At 52.8% G+C, this 14,858-nt stretch carries 14 protein-coding genes and 1 pseudogene; 5 read left to right on the forward strand and 10 right to left on the reverse strand.

All coding sequences use genetic code 11. From position 1 onward, the window contains the following. Positions 1-7: 7 nt before the first annotated feature. The gene (locus NATSA_RS11545) at positions 8-1,153 is read right to left on the reverse strand and encodes an OprO/OprP family phosphate-selective porin (protein WP_210512754.1); all 1,146 of its coding nucleotides are present in this window, start codon (positions 1,151-1,153) and stop codon (positions 8-10) included. A 361-nt stretch (positions 1,154-1,514) separates the two neighbouring features. Here NATSA_RS11545 and NATSA_RS11550 point away from each other — a divergent pair, with 361 nt between their 5' ends. From NATSA_RS11550 to mobA, 5 genes are read left to right on the forward strand one after another with little or no spacing between them, the layout of a single operon-like run. Further along, positions 1,515-1,874, forward strand: coding sequence for an ArsR/SmtB family transcription factor (locus NATSA_RS11550; protein ID WP_210512755.1), 360 nt, complete (start codon positions 1,515-1,517; stop codon positions 1,872-1,874). 24 nt (positions 1,875-1,898) lie between these two features. After that, positions 1,899-3,050, forward strand: a complete 1,152-nt coding sequence (locus NATSA_RS11555) for a HesA/MoeB/ThiF family protein (protein WP_210512756.1) — start codon at positions 1,899-1,901, stop codon at positions 3,048-3,050. Positions 3,051-3,110: 60 nt separating this feature from the next. Further along, positions 3,111-3,617, forward strand: a complete 507-nt coding sequence (mog, locus tag NATSA_RS11560) for a molybdopterin adenylyltransferase (protein WP_210512757.1) — start codon at positions 3,111-3,113, stop codon at positions 3,615-3,617. Positions 3,618-3,656: 39 nt separating this feature from the next. Continuing rightward, positions 3,657-4,874 carry a molybdopterin molybdotransferase MoeA gene (locus tag NATSA_RS11565; RefSeq protein WP_210512758.1) on the forward strand — a complete coding sequence of 406 codons (1,218 nt, stop codon included), beginning with the start codon at positions 3,657-3,659 and terminating at the stop codon, positions 4,872-4,874. Beyond that, positions 4,871-5,584 carry a molybdenum cofactor guanylyltransferase gene (mobA, locus tag NATSA_RS11570; RefSeq protein WP_210512759.1) on the forward strand — a complete coding sequence of 238 codons (714 nt, stop codon included), beginning with the start codon at positions 4,871-4,873 and terminating at the stop codon, positions 5,582-5,584. Before NATSA_RS11565 ends, mobA begins: the two co-directional genes overlap by 4 nt. 36 nt (positions 5,585-5,620) lie before the next feature. Here mobA and NATSA_RS11575 read toward each other — a convergent pair whose 3' ends face one another. The 9 genes and pseudogenes from NATSA_RS11575 to NATSA_RS11610 all read right to left on the reverse strand — a co-directional run bounded on the left by NATSA_RS11575 (position 5,621) and on the right by NATSA_RS11610 (position 14,831). Further along, positions 5,621-6,919, reverse strand: coding sequence for an arsenic transporter (locus NATSA_RS11575; RefSeq protein ID WP_210512760.1), 1,299 nt, complete (start codon positions 6,917-6,919; stop codon positions 5,621-5,623). 106 nt (positions 6,920-7,025) lie between these two features. Then, positions 7,026-7,943, reverse strand: coding sequence for a universal stress protein (locus tag NATSA_RS11580; RefSeq protein WP_210512761.1), 918 nt, complete (start codon positions 7,941-7,943; stop codon positions 7,026-7,028). A gap of 7 nt (positions 7,944-7,950) precedes the next feature. Beyond that, a complete protein-coding gene (locus NATSA_RS15805; protein ID WP_419539885.1) occupies positions 7,951-8,730 on the reverse strand; it encodes an ArsA-related P-loop ATPase in 780 nt (259 codons plus the stop codon). A gap of 135 nt (positions 8,731-8,865) precedes the next feature. Next, positions 8,866-9,831 (reverse strand): annotated as a pseudogene (locus NATSA_RS15810) (ArsA-related P-loop ATPase); the annotation flags it as partial. Between the two features lie 83 nt (positions 9,832-9,914). Next, entirely contained in the window at positions 9,915-10,295 is a 381-nt protein-coding gene (gene arsD / locus NATSA_RS11590) for an arsenite efflux transporter metallochaperone ArsD (protein WP_210512763.1), read from the reverse strand. A 143-nt stretch (positions 10,296-10,438) separates the two neighbouring features. Beyond that, entirely contained in the window at positions 10,439-11,317 is an 879-nt protein-coding gene (arsM, locus tag NATSA_RS11595) for an arsenite methyltransferase (protein ID WP_210512764.1), read from the reverse strand. A 145-nt stretch (positions 11,318-11,462) separates the two neighbouring features. After that, entirely contained in the window at positions 11,463-11,822 is a 360-nt protein-coding gene (locus NATSA_RS11600; RefSeq protein WP_210512765.1) for an ArsR/SmtB family transcription factor, read from the reverse strand. Positions 11,823-11,969: 147 nt separating this feature from the next. Further along, a complete protein-coding gene (locus NATSA_RS11605) occupies positions 11,970-14,261 on the reverse strand; it encodes a TonB-dependent receptor (protein WP_210512766.1) in 2,292 nt (763 codons plus the stop codon). 135 nt (positions 14,262-14,396) lie between these two features. Next, positions 14,397-14,831 (reverse strand): molybdenum cofactor biosynthesis protein MoaE, encoded by a 435-nt coding sequence (locus tag NATSA_RS11610; protein WP_210512767.1) that lies wholly within the window; start codon positions 14,829-14,831, stop codon positions 14,397-14,399. Between the last annotated feature and the right edge of the window lie 27 nt (positions 14,832-14,858).

The raw sequence follows: 14,858 nt of genomic DNA on the forward strand, positions 1-14,858 counted from the left end.
TATGATCTCAGAAATGGAACTGGGAACGGAGGACTCCGATAACCGGGGTTCTGTCACCGGTTCCGTTGCCGCGTGTACTTATATCAACAAATATTACATTTGCCATGAATCGCAAATTAGAAGCCAGATAGCAGTTCAGTGCCAGTGTGAGGTTGCTTTGTTTTCCTCCCATATAGCCGGAATCGTTCAGATTCATATGACTGAAGCGGGCTGCTATTTCCAGGGCACGGCCGTTTTGCGGGGTTATAGTACCGAACCCGCCGGACGAATAGGCACGACTTTCACCGGTCAGAACATAGTTGGACTGTACATGCCAGCCGTGAAATAGTGGACTGTCTCCTTCATCCATCAGCACATTGACCATCAGGTATTCCGCCTCCAGCGAAAGCGGCCCGTGCATCAGAGCCAGTTCCAGTCCGGACTTAAAGGACCCCTCCAGATCCGGAGTATTAATTTGCAATCCGATCAGAGATTTTCCTCCACCGGAATCTCTGGCCTCAGGCCGGTCGCTGAAACCAATGATAGTCTGGTCCATCAGACTTTCATATACGACCGAGCCGCCGATGTGAAGTCTTCCGCTCCCGATTTCAGGTGCGAAGACACCTCTGAAGGCACCACCCAGCGGCATGTCTCCAGTGATATCTCCGCGCTGGCCGAGTGCCCGGCCGAATATCATGGATTTGAAACCGAGTGCCCGGCCGAACCGCTCGTAGGCAAGACCCATACGCCGCGAGTCAGCGATCATGTTACTGTTAGTGGCCCGCTCGATGAATGTAATATTGTTTGAGCTGGTCAGCTCGTTTAAACCCTGCGGCACTTTATACTGACCAATCCAAAGTCTGCTGCCGTCGGAAAAACGGCGGCGGAGCCGGAAATCATTCGGACTGACTCCGCCATCGGCAAAGTCCACTTCAATGCGCCCGTCCCAGTTTTCGATGACCTGGCCATTCACACCCAGCCGTGCACGGCGGTTATTGAAGCCGTTTTGAAAATCATCGGCATTGTTCAGGCCGATGAAGGCATCCATATGAACCCGCCCGCGAATATCGAAATCCTGTGATGATGAAATGGGTGCATTAGCAAACAGGAAAACAAGGATAATCAGCAAAAAACCGAAATAGTTTCCCATATTATTGTAATTTTTTTTTGTCATGATTGCAGGTGCAACATGTCACCAACTGATGCTATCTGCCGATAGTAATACTCAGGACAGATACTGCAAGAAATTCCAATACTTTTAATATTATTTATCGTAAATCGTAGAAATACGTTTATCTTAATAAAAGCAATGCGGAGTTCCATGTCAAGTCCGTTATGGTAGCGCTTTTCTGGTCATTGAAATCTGCTCTATGCATATTGTATTATCATTATATTACCAATTGGGCATGACAATACGTTTTGTTCCGGTTTTTTCGGAAATTATTTTTGAAGTGAATACGATTAAGTTCAAATAGATGTTTGCTATTTAGACATTTTCTGAATAATTACTACCGGTTTTACTTGAGTCCAAGGCCATGAGCATACATAAAACATTCGAATTTGACGAAAAGAAAGTACGGTTTGCACAATTAACCAAAGCGTTGAGTCATCCGGCCCGACTGGCTATTCTTGAAATTCTGGCAAGCAGGGAAGAGTGCATGTGCGGTAATATCGCCAACATGCTTCCGCTGGCTCAGTCCACCGTATCACAGCATCTGAAATCGCTGAAAGATGCCGGACTTATCAAGGGTACCATCACTGGTACCTCCATTTGCTATGATATTGATCCTTCAGCAATGCAAGAATGCTGTAAGTTGCTCGGTGAATTCTGTGACGGGATACAGAGCCATGATAAAGTGCAGAGCGAAAATGATATGCGTGTTTGCGCGAAATAGCATGTTGTGACAGACCGGACCGATATGAATTTACCTGAAAACAGATACAGACCGGACTGGAAAAACCGTTACAGCCGTCAGATAGGCGTCCCCGGGGTGGGCGAGATCGGGCAAGGCCGCCTGGCCGGTGCCTCCGTTCTGGTTATCGGAGCCGGCGGACTCGGAATACCGATTGTCCAGTATCTTGCCTCTGCCGGTGTCGGCCGTCTGGGCATAGCCGATAATGATGTGGTGAGCCTGTCCAATCTGCAACGGCAGCCGGCATACCGCGAGTCCGATGTCGGGCAGAAAAAAACAGAAGGCATTGCACGGATGGTCCGTGCGCTGAACAGTAGTATGGTACTGGATGTGCATGATATGCGCGTGTCGGAAAGCAATATCAGGTCACTGGTCAGGGATTACGATATTGTAGCCGATGCCACCGACAATTTTGCAGCCAGATACGGTATTAATGATGCCTGTGTGCTTGAGAATAAACCGATGGTCTACGGTTCCGTATTCCGGTACGAGGGACAGGTTGCTGTGTTCAATGTGCAAAACGGAAAAGGGGAGTTCGGACCCAATTTCAGGGATCTTTTCCCGAAACCCCCGCCACCTGAACTGGCTCCAAACTGTGCCGAAGCAGGCGTGTTCGGTGCACTGCCCGGCATTATCGGAAGCATTCAGGCCATGGAAATTATAAAATGGATCATCGGCACAGGAGACCTGCTGGACGGACGGATGCTCCTGTTTGATGGTGCGCGCATGTCTTCAGACTCCATTACCATCCCCGATACCGGTGCCCGGCACGAGATCCATTCGGTACAGTTTACCGATGCAGCATGTGCCTCTGATGATGTAGCACTGATTTCCCCCGAAATACTGTACAAATGGAAAAAAGACGGTAAGGAGTTTGTCCTGATCGATGTTCGCGAAGACCATGAAAGGGAAGCCGTGCACATAGGTGGTCACCATATTCCTCAAACCACCCATTCTGAAAATTCGGAACACCCGGATGAGCTTACCCGCGTTGTGCGTCCCGATATCCCTGTGGTTTTTTACTGCCGAAGCGGGGCGCGAAGCAGGCAGACGGTTTTGCAGTTGCAAAGTAGCGGTGATTATCCGCATCTTTACAACCTGGAAGGAGGGATTCTTGCATGGATTGACCGTATCGATCCAAACCTGCCCTCCTGCTGACCGGCCGCAAAAGCACACGCTTCCGGTCGTTTTTTTATCAATTACATTGCACGGGATTTTTTGGATCAGCCGGAACCCATTACTATCGGAATTGTTACCCTGTCTGACCGCGCCAGCCGCGGAGAGTACGAAGATGTGTCCGGCCCTGCCATCAGGGAGTACTGTGCCCGGAACATCCGCAATCCCGGAGAATTTGTTTACCGGCTGATACCGGATGAAGGCCCGCTGCTTCGTGAGACCCTCATCGAATTGTGCGATGATCATGGCTGTTCGCTTGTCCTGACCACAGGAGGAACCGGACCGACCGTCCGCGATATCACCCCGGAGGCTACCGTGGATGTATGCAGAATCACCCTGCCCGGTTTCGGAGAGCAGATGAGACGCATTTCGGTCCGGCAGGTTCCCACCGCGATTTTGTCACGCCAGACTGCCGGAATCCGCGGGAATAGTCTGATCGTCAATCTGCCCGGCAATCCCAAAGCCATTTCTGTCTGTCTTGATTCGGTTATTGGCGCTGTTCCGGGTGCGGTGCATCTTTCGGGCGGTCCGCACCTGCAACTGTATTGACAGCGGATTCATCCGGAAGAACTTCCATAAACAATATCCATGAGTCAGCACTCAGACATACATGCAGAAGAAGCCCTGGAAATTATCAGGCAGATTCCGCATTCCGAAGAGCATACAGCAAAAAGGTTTGCACTGGAGGTTCCTGTCGACGAATCGGTCAACCGGGTTCTTGCCGAAGATGTCAAGGCACAGGCCGACAGTCCGCGGCGTGATAACTCCGCCATGGACGGTTTTGTGTTCCGGAAAGATGACCTGGATCGCGGTATTCGGCGTTTCCCGGTATCGGGCGAGGTCCGGCCGGAACTGGAAACCCATCCTCCCATCCGTTCCGGACACTGTGCCCGCATTCTGACCGGCGCAATGATACCGGAAGGCGGGGATGTTGTGATTCCGGTGGAGCAGGTGGATGAAATCGGAGAGAAAGAGATCGAGATCAGGCAGATACCGCAGAAAAATCCGGTCAGAAAAAAGGGGGAAGGGTTTAAAAAAGGAGATGTGCTGCTGAAGGAGGGTGCGGTCATACGTCCGTACGAAATGGGGATGATCATCGAAGCCGGCCTGCACCGTTGCCGGGTGAGGCCGCATTTGCGTATAGGGCTGCAGGTCACCGGATCCGAAATCAGCGAAGAAAACAACAGCAACGGGCCGGTTTTGCAGTCACTGATGTCTTCCTGGCCGTCAACACAGGTCGAGGTCCACCCTGTGATCCCCGATAACCCGGACCGGCTCAAAATGCGGCTCCGGTCGCTGAAGGATACGAGCGATCTGATTGTGACCACAGGCGGTATATCCGCTGGCAAATATGACCATCTCTTCGATACGCTGACGGAGCTCGGTGCACGTCCGCTCATCCGCAAAATCAGACAGAAGCCCGGCAAGCCGCTTACGATTTTCATTTGGGATGAAACTGTTGTATGCTGTCTCCCCGGCAATCCCGTCTCTGCAGTATTCACCGCAGAAGTATATGCCCGATCGCTGGCTCGGCGTCTGCTGGGACAGGAGCCCGTCAGGCCGTTCCGCGCAAAACTTTGCAGTGAAGTATCAAATAACGGGGGGCGCACCCTGTTTCTGCCGGTCCGGCTGGATGTGGACAATGGCACGCTCCGGGCTGATCCGGGCGGGGATACCCGCATGCGGTCCCATCTGCTTCAGCTGTATCGCGGGTGCAGCAGCTATTTGATCGTTCCGCCGGATGCGTACCATGAGCCCGGCAATTACGTCACCTGTTATCCATTTTCCAAAATAGAAATGCTATGACATCCGATTTGCGCACCATATATATTCTGGCCGGGGGACACTCCCGCCGGATGGGTACCGACAAGGCTATGCTCCCCTTTGGCGGACAAACACTGCTGGAGTATCAGATTGATCGTTGCCGTCCGTTTTTTCGTGAAGTGGTAGTACTTAGCGGACAGCGAAACTACCCGGTGCCGGTCCGTCACATACATGACATCCATCCGGATGGCGGCCCTGTATCCGGAATTCATTCTGCCCTTCGGGATGCATCCGAAGGACCATCCGAAATGGATTCAGCAGCTATTATGGCGGTTGACTTGCCGATGGTCTCTGCAGGTGTTCTGCGAATGATGGCTTCAACCGGAATTCCCGATGATGCGGATGCGTTGGTCGCCGATGCTGCTCCGGTGCCCGGTGCAGCGTCCCGGACCGGTAAAGGAAATTCCGGACCGGACCCCGTCCATTATGACAATGCTCCGAATGATACGGCTCCGATGGATCACGCAACGCTTCAGCAGATGAACTGGATGACCCGTCAACCGCTGCTGGGCATTTACAGCCTTTCCGTAAATCCGGAACTGGAGTCCTATTTTCAAAGCGGTGACGGATCTGTAATGGGCCTGCTCGATCGTTTGAGGGTTAAGGTATTTCCGGTGCAACCAGCTGAAATACGCAACATCAATACGCACGAAGAATATGAGGAGATCCGTGCCGGGATTTCACCGGAATAGCAGCACGGATATCAGACCGGTTTAAAATCAAGAGGCTTATCCGATCAGAAGCAGCCACATCCACAGTCCCAGCAACGTAATGAACAGCGTCGGGATGGTGAGTATAATGCCGACTTTGAAGTAGTATCCCCAGGTGATCTTTACTCCTTTGTTGTTCAGCACATGAAGCCATAACAGGGTGGCCAGCGAACCGATCGGGGTGATTTTCGGCCCCAGATCTGATCCGATGACATTGGCGTAAATAAGCGCCTCACGCATCAGTCCGGAGGTGTCGGTTGCCTGAATGGCCAGAGCGTCAATCATCACCGTGGGCATGTTGTTCATGATCGAGGACAGGAAGGCGGCCAGAAAGCCCATAAGCATGGTTCCAGCGAACAGTCCGCGGTCGGCACCGGCCTGGATTACCTCGGCCAGCAATCCGGTCAGCCCGACATTTTGCAGTCCGTATACTACTACATACATGCCGATAGAGAAAACCACAATGGCCCATGGGGCGGTTTTGACGACTTTACGCGTGTCCACTGCCGGGCTCTGCGAGCCCATAATCAGAAAGAAAATCGCAATGGTACCGGCCACCAGTGAAACCGGCAGGTGAACAAACTCTACGACGAAATAACCGACCAGCAGTATTGCCAGGATGACCCATGACATTCGGAACATCCGGCGATCACGGATCGCATCGGCCGGTTTTTTGAGGTTCTCCATCGAGTAGTTTTTGGGAATGTCTTTGCGGTAGACAAGGTAGAGCACAACCAGGCTTCCCAGGATGGCAAACAAATTGGGGACGACCATGCGGGTGGCGTACTCGAGAAAGCCGATCCCGAAGAAATCGGCCGAAACGATGTTCACCAGATTACTGACGATGAGCGGGGTGGATGCCGTATCGGCGATAAACCCGCTCGCCATCACAAAAGGGAGGATCATCCGTTCCTTGAATTCTAAAGCGCGTACCATCGCCAGAACAATGGGGGTAAGGATGAGCGCAGCGCCGTCATTGGCAAAAAAGGCGGCGACCACCGCGCCGAGAAGCGTTACGTAAATGTACATGCGGATGCCGTTGCCACGGGCAAACCGGGCCATGTGAAGGGCCGCCCACTCGAAAAACCCGATTTCGTCGAGGATCAGGGAGATAATGATAATAGCGACAAAGGTCAGGGTGGCATTCCAGACGATGCCGGTGACGGTGATGACATCGGCGAAGGTGACCACTCCGGCAATAAGTGCGAGAACAGCTCCGATGGTGGCCGACCAGCCGATGGACAGCCCGCGCGGCTGCCAGATGACCAGGACAAGGGTTGCAATAAAAATCAGGGTTGCCAGTATGGTAAGCGACATATTCTGCTTTTAGTTTATATGCTTTGCAGTGGTACTTGGTTTATTTCCAGAGAAAAGTTATGGACAGGCGGTTGGTGCCGGAAGGGACGGGGGTTTCCAAACGGAGCTATTTACGTAAGGCAGGAATGATCAGCACGGGAATATCCACATTTCGAACCACCTGGTGACTGACACCTCCCAGGAACAGGTCACGGATATAACCGCGGCCCTGCCCTCCCATAATGATCATCGAGGCTTCGGAGTGAGCGGCCTTCCCGGTGATCTCGTGAGCAGCAGATCCTGCACCGATATCTAAGTGAATTTGAGCTTCGGTTACTTTTTGAAGACGTTCTTTAAGTGCCTCAAGCCGTTCCCTGTCAATGCGATTGAATTCGGCCAGTTTATCAGGCTGATCCATTCCGATGCGTCCCGTTGACTGGACGTGGTACAGGGTGATGTGCCTTGTGGCGCGGCCTGTATTTTGTGTCAGCAGATGTTCCAGTGCCTGGAAGGCACGGTCTGCGTTATCGGAGAAGTCGGTGGGATAAAAAACATGATACAGCGTGTCGCGGCAGGCCCGGACGCAGTACAAATGCTGATCGGACATCTTCATATTGATCAGGTATACGGGCAGATCACAGCGTTGCAGCAGTTCGGTGGCGGTACTCCCCAGCAGCAGCTCGCGATATTTGCTGTATCCCCGGTTGGCAATAATGATATAGCTGGCCTCCAGTTCATGAGCCGCATTGATGATTTCATGCGGGGGATAGGCATTGATGCCGAATTCTGCTTTGGTTTCGACCCGGATAGCCAAACCGGCATCAGACAGTTGATTCTCCAGTTTGCTTTTGAACGCTTCCAGTTTATCCTGGTATTGCTTTTTTGATGACTGGTCGAGCCCGCCGGGATAGGATACCGAAACGGATGTGTACAGTGTGATCTTTTCGGTGCCGAGCTGGTGAAAGTGCGGCAGACAGTCGATAATGATGTCGCTGGCCTGCGACTGATCGATTGCAACCAGCGCATGATGGAATGTTGGTGTCATGATGGTGTCAGGTTGTCTCGGATTTCAGTTCAAACAGCTTTTTCGGGATTTTGCTTTCTGCAATGAACGGCACACTGTACACATTTTCGGAATGCCGCTCTTTGATTTCCTCGAGCAGCGGCACTTCTTCAGCGGCCCGCTGCCGCAGCAAAGGATCCGATACTCCGGTGGCTGCAAGACTCTGGTTGGCGATCCATCCCCATGGTTGGATCCCGGCCCGGCGCAGATCGGATTGCAGTTTCGCCGCTTCGGTGATGGGCGTGGTTTCCGGCAGTGTAACCAGCAGAATCCTGGCGAAATTCTGGTCCTGCAAGTACATGAAGGGGGTTTTCATCCGGTCTTTGGACAACTGAGTATTGCGCAGGACCTCTTTGTGATAGCTGCCGGTGGTGTCGAGCAGCAGCAACGTATGCCCGGTCGGCGCGGTGTCAATGACCACAAACTTCCGGCGGGCCTGCTGGATGGATTTGGAGAAGGCCTGAAATACGGCGACTTCTTCGGTGCAGGGCGATTCCAGATCCTCCCGCAGCAGCCTCAGGTTTTCCTGGCTCATCGAGCCGGATTTGGATGCAATTACCTTCTCGATGTACTCCTTTTTCTCTTTTTTGGGATCGATCCGGCCGATGGTGAGATTTTCGGGCAGTTCCGCCGCCGAACCGAGCTGGTCATCGATGTGAGCCGCCGGATCCGTGGTGGTCAAATGGACCGGGTGCCCTTTTTGGGCCAGCTTCAGGGCAATGGTTACCGCCATGGCGGTTTTGCCGACACCGCCCTTGCCCATGGTCATCACAAGGCCGTGATCCCTATCGGCCGTGAGGTCGGCGATAAGCTTATCAAGCGAAGCGGTTGCATCCCGTCCGGTGTCCGCCACGGCGTTTGCATTCAAATTGGAGGAGTCCGGTGTTTGAAATACCGAGCGAAGCCGCTCCAGTCCCAAAATGTTGTATGGACGGAGTGGAAAGGTCTGTGCCGGCATTTTCCTGAGCGAATCCGGCATCCCGGCAAGGGCCAGATCGGCCATTTCCTGCATGTTTCGGGCAAAGGGATCCTCACGGTCCAGCGGTTCGAAATAGCCGTTGATGAGCAGGTTTTGGTTGGAAAGACCGAGCTCGCGGAGTTCCGCGCTGGAGCGATCGGCTTCTTTCAGGGCCGAGGCATCCGGACGTGATACCAGGTAAACGGTCGTCGCTTCGGGATCGCGCAGTTGTTTCACCACCCGCTCGTAGCGTTCTTTATTGGTTTTCAGAGCGGATGAAGGACCGATGCAGGACGCCCCGTCCGGGTTCTTTTCGATATAGTCGCTCCATGCCGCCGGAAGTTCGAGCAGGCGGAGGGTGTGTCCGGTCGGGGCGGTATCGAAGATCACCACGTCGAAGTCGGCTTCGGCTTCGGTTTCGGATGCATCGCTTGCCGGACGGCCTTCCCGGGCATTTTTATCGGGTGAACCGTTGCCCGGGGCCGGGTTTCCGGAGTCCGGGTTGCCGGATCCATTTGCGGATTTCCGCTTGTCGGTGACGTACCGGGTAAACTCGTCGAATGCCGCTATTTCGGTGGTGCAGGCACCGGAGAGCTCTTCGCGCATTTTCGCTATTTCATGATCCGGCAGCAGCCCTTTCAGCGGTTCGATAGCGCGGTTTCGATACTCCCCGGCAGCCTGCTCGGGGTCGATGTTCACGGCAAAAAGGTTGTCCGTGCCATTCACCGGGGTTACGGTATCGGCGATACCGGTTTCCAGAACTTCCTTAAGATTGGAGGCCGGATCGGTGCTGATGAGCAGTACACGCTTGCCCTCGTCGGAGAGCGTTACGGCCGTGGCGCAGGCGAGCGAAGTTTTTCCCACGCCGCCCTTGCCGGTGAAAAACAGATAGGGGGTGATGTTTAGTTTCAAAACAAGTGATCTGTTTGGGTGTATCGTAAAATGATTGTTTCGTATTGGATAGATCCGGGGTGTTTATCAGTGGGTCCGTGTTGTCAGCAACATCCGCCGCCGGGAGTACAACCGTTGGCGGGAGCCGGATTTCCGAGCAGCTTGTTGCTGGTAAATTGTTTCATTTGTTCCCGGTCGGGATAACCGCCTTCTGCGATGATGCTGCCATTTACAAGCAGTATCGGCAGGATTTCGGAGCCCTGGTCCTGGAGGCGCTGCAGCACTTCAGGATTGTCCCGGAATTTTTCGGGTTCCTGACCGAGGTTGTAGCGATTGACCATCACCCCCTGTGACTCCAGCCATTTGAGATCCTGAGCGAAAGTGACCAGCTTGTCATCTACATCGGGACCGCAGACACCGGTACTGCAACACATGGCGGGGTCGTAAACTTCAAGCAGGGTGGTGGTTTCGGTTTCTTGTCGCATAATATTATTTGTACTTGTTTATTCATGATTTAACAAATTATTCATCGCAAATATACGATGAATAAACCCGGAATCACAAAAAAATGATTGAATCCGGAATTAAAGTCTGATTATTAAAATCTGAACCGGACATAATTTGAAGTTTATGGTTTTGTGCCGTTCAGGGTAATGCTGAGCACCCGGAACGTATCGGGATATGATGAAGGATCACTGATCTTGCCGCTGATGATATCCCGGCCGGTGTCGTCCGAGTCGGCAAGCACCCGGCGAATCCAGTCGGAGGGAATGGAAATTTCCCGTTCTTTGCGGATGCTGATATCGGTAAAACCGGTATTTTCTACGATGTCAAGATACGTATCCTTCTGTGTGGCGCCCGAAACGCAGCCCACATAGGCCTCGGCCGCTTTCCGGATGGGATCCGGAATATCCCCTTCCAGCACGATGTCCGATATGCTGAAGTGTCCGCCGGATTTCAGCACCCGGAAAATTTCAGAATAAGCCCGGTTTTTATCCGGAACCAGATTAAGTACACAGTTGGAAAGCAGAACATCGAATTTGCTGTCATCAAAGGGCATGTTTTCGATATCACCGGTAATGAATTCCATATTCTCATAGCCGAGCTTGCGGACATTTTCCCGGGCCTTGTGCGTCATGGCATCGGAAAAATCGAGCCCTGTCAATCTTCCCGTAGCTCCTGTGATGGAGCGGGCGACAAACAGGTCGTTTCCGGCACCACTGCCAAGATCAAGAACTGACTGGCCGGGAGCCAAACCGGCATGTTCAACGGGAATACCGCATCCCAACTGCAGATCCGCACCGGGGTGATAGCCCTGTAGCCGGTCATAGGATTCGGCCATTATTGTAAAACCGGCACCGGTTTCCGACCCGGTTTTATTACTGGAGTCGCAACAACCGGTTGTTCCGCAGCAGGAAACATCCTGACCGGCATCTGATTGGATAGCAATGTCGCTGTATTTTTTTCTGACCAGTTCTTTCAGTTTTTCGTGGTGTTGGGTACTCATCTCTGTTGTTTTTGCTGATTAATGAATGGCAAAAAAGTATTGCTGCATGTGGAGCGTTTTACATATAATTCATCGGCAAATAACGATAAAAAAGAGTGCCAGCTCACTGTTTCGGGAAGTGTGAATAATAAATGCAAGGGTGTATTCAGCAGCAATCCGTGAAATTTCCGGTAGAGAACATTTCCCCGAGAGAACTCAGAATCTTGCGCAATTCGGCTATCCCATCCGGATCCAGGCAGTAACAGGTGCGGACACCGCTGCTTGTACCGGTAATCAGTCCGGCATCCTTGAGCACCTTCAGGTGTTGCGATACGGTCGATTGCGCCAGGGGGAGCACATCCGTAAAATCGCCGCAGAAACAGGTATCACGTTGTGTTAGCAGCTTGAGAATGGCCAGCCGCACGGGATGGCCCAGTGCTTTGCTCAGCTGTGCGCAACGTTTGATGTCCTGATCTTCTGTAGCTGTTCGGCTTCTTTTCAGCGACGGTTCTTCGATAGCGGGCATGAGATGTTGTGATCGGTAATAGCCGGATTGTTTTATCGGTATTAAACGATAAAATATAAAAAACCCGGACTCCGATTCAAAATGGAAAGGCAACGTATTTGAATCGGGATCCGGTGGAGCTCCGTATTACAGATGGAGTTGATTTATTCAGAAATAAAACCGGTAAGACAGGCGGATGTTCCGTCCCATCATGGGGATGTCGCGCTGTTCAATGCGCGACAGGTGATCCCGCCAGGTAACATCGAACAGATTTTCTGCAGTCAGGGTAATGTTATGAATACGGGAGGAGCCCAGACGGGCACCAAGGGAAGCTTCGGTCAGCGTATACCCGTCGGTTTCTTCTTCACTTGCGGCAGTGCGCTCCTGGGAGAGTACGTGCCGGACTCTGACCGATGCCCACCATGTTCCGGTATCGAATGTGGTTTCAGCAAAGGTTCGCAGCGGAGGCATGAAAGGCAGCGGTTCGCGTGAACCGTTTTCCAGTTCGCTTCCGCGGATATAGTCTCCGCCCAATGAAATGGACAGCTGTCCGGTCAGATTGCGTTTTGCGAAAAACTCTGCACCCAGCAATTCGGCATCGGTACTGAAATACTCAAGCACCGGATAGCCCCGCGACGGTTCAGTCTCCCCGGTAGGCCGAAGGGAGATATAATTGGTTACACGGTTGGCAAAAAGTGCCAGATGCAGCTGCCATCCGGAGGTGCGGTAATCCAGAAATAGATCAGTGCTGTAACCTGTTTCGTCATCAAGGTCGGGGTCGCCGACTTCGTAGGCGCCGGCAGCGAAATGAATGGCATCGGCGAAGAGCTCTTCAAGCGATGGGGTGCGGTGTGAACGTGCAAACTGTATGCCGGCGTCCAGATTGCCGGACAGCGGTCCGCTTGCACCGATGGATCCTGCCCATATTCCCTGGCTGCGCGTGGTGCCGGCCTCGGGGAAATCTTCATTGGAAAGCGAGCGGATGTAGTTCCACTCCAGCCTCAGACCACTTTGCAGCCGCCAGTTTCGCGGCAAACGCAACTCCTCGACGATAAAACCGGCAGTGGTCCAGCCGCGGGCGTCAGGGGTAAGTGCTTCTTCACCTCCGACCGAAACATCCCGCCATTCAAAGGTGATTCCGGCCGTTCCATTATCTATGGCACCGCGTTTACCATGCTGAAACAGCACGTCTGTCTGGAAAAAGTGGTGATCAACCGCCAGCTCGAGGTCAACATCGTCCAGGACACCATCTGCATATTTATACTCGATCTCCTCGTGGGTGTAGTAGTTGTATACCATACGGGCCTCGGCGGCATTCCAGAAATGGTGGTCCAGCTTGTAATGAGTCGTTCCCTGGACGGCCAGCCGCTGCATCTCCAGTTCCACCTCTTCATCCAGATCAAAAGGGTCTTCCGGAATACCGTAGGTTTTATCTGAATACTGGATGGATCCCCCGCTGTAACCACTGTTGTAGCGCCAGGCGCCGCCGGCTCCGATGTCGATGGACCGCATATCGGTACCCGGGATTTCCCCTTCGGGGGTTTGCATGTCGCCGGTGTTCCGGAGACTGCTTCGGAAAGTATAGGCGCGGTCTCCGAGTCCGTAGGTCAGACGTGTCACACCGTTCAGGGATGAGCTTCCGCTCTGTCCTTCGGCTCCAAGATAACCGGAAGTCCCGTCCGCCCAGCGGGAAGGGATATCGCCGGAATGAACATTGATAATGCCACCCATAGCACTGGATCCGTAAATCAGACTTGCCGGTCCCCGGACGATATCCACCCGGTCAAGGGAAGAGGGATCCATAATGACAGCATGGTCGTGTCCGGTCGCGGAAAAATCACCCATCTTCATACCGTTTTGAAGTACCTGAATTCGCTCACCGTCCATACCGCGGACGACAGGCCGGGCCGGAGCATTGCCCATGGATCGCATGGCCACACCGCTTTCACCATCCAGAAGAGTTCCGATAGAAGCGGTGTTGCGCTTCTGGACTTCCCTGGCTGTATAGCTTTGCGTGGGCTGATAGCGGGTGATGCGGTCAAAAAGAGACCCGACCACAAGCAGTTCGTCTGTCAGAACCACCTCCTGCTCCAGTGTGAATGCAAGATGACCGTCATCATCCATTTCGGATGCATCTGCTGGCCATGAGATATTGGTTTCCAATGTCTGAAAACCGACATGGCGGATGACCAGTGTCCAGGATCCGGATTGCAGTCCGGGCAATTCAAAATGGCCATGCTGATTGGCGGTGGTTCCGGATTGAAGTTCCGGTATCCACACCGTAGCTCCGGGCAGCGGATCGCCGGCGGTGTCGGTGATGATACCTTTCAGTGTTTGTTCTGACTCCCCGGATCCGGCAGCTCCGGTCATGTTAAAGGCTGATGCCGGTTGCAGAATGATCAGTGTCAGCAGGGATGCTGATGCACAGAGCCGGGCAAGTCGTAAGCAAAATTGTTTCATAGATAGCAGAGTACGCTTTCATTGTGATTGGCGAAATTGAAAGCAATCTCTGCTATTTATATGAAGTCTAAATAAATTTTCAGGGTTTTTTGACAGAACGTGCAGCAATCAGGCTCACTGATACAGCAATAAGGCTCACTGTTCTTCTTTCCACTTCACTTCATCGGCAAAGGTCTCTTTTTTCCAGACAGGCACCTCCTCCTTGAGTCTGTCGATCAGCTCGGCAGTGGCATCAAGCGCCTGTTTCCGGTGGGGCGAACTCACGGCGACAACCAGTGAGCATTCGCCTACAGGCACTTCACCGGTTCGGTGAAAAACCACAATCATCCCGGCATTATGGCGGTTACAGGTTTCAGCTGCAAGGGATGAGAGCACATTCAGGGCCATCTCTTCGTAGCAGTCATAATACAGGGTCTGAACCTGACGGCCCTTTTCGTGATTCCGGGTCATACCGGTAAAGATATTGACCGCACCGCAATCGGAACGGCCGGCAAAACCTGCAGCATCTTCGACGGAGGGAATCTGTTCTCCGATGACGATCCAGATGTTATCCTGTACGAGTTCCTGCATGAGTTTACTAATTATTTTGACATGTGA

This window comes from Natronogracilivirga saccharolytica, from assembly GCF_017921895.1.
GTDB classification, from domain to species: domain Bacteria; phylum Bacteroidota; class Rhodothermia; order Balneolales; family Natronogracilivirgulaceae; genus Natronogracilivirga; species Natronogracilivirga saccharolytica.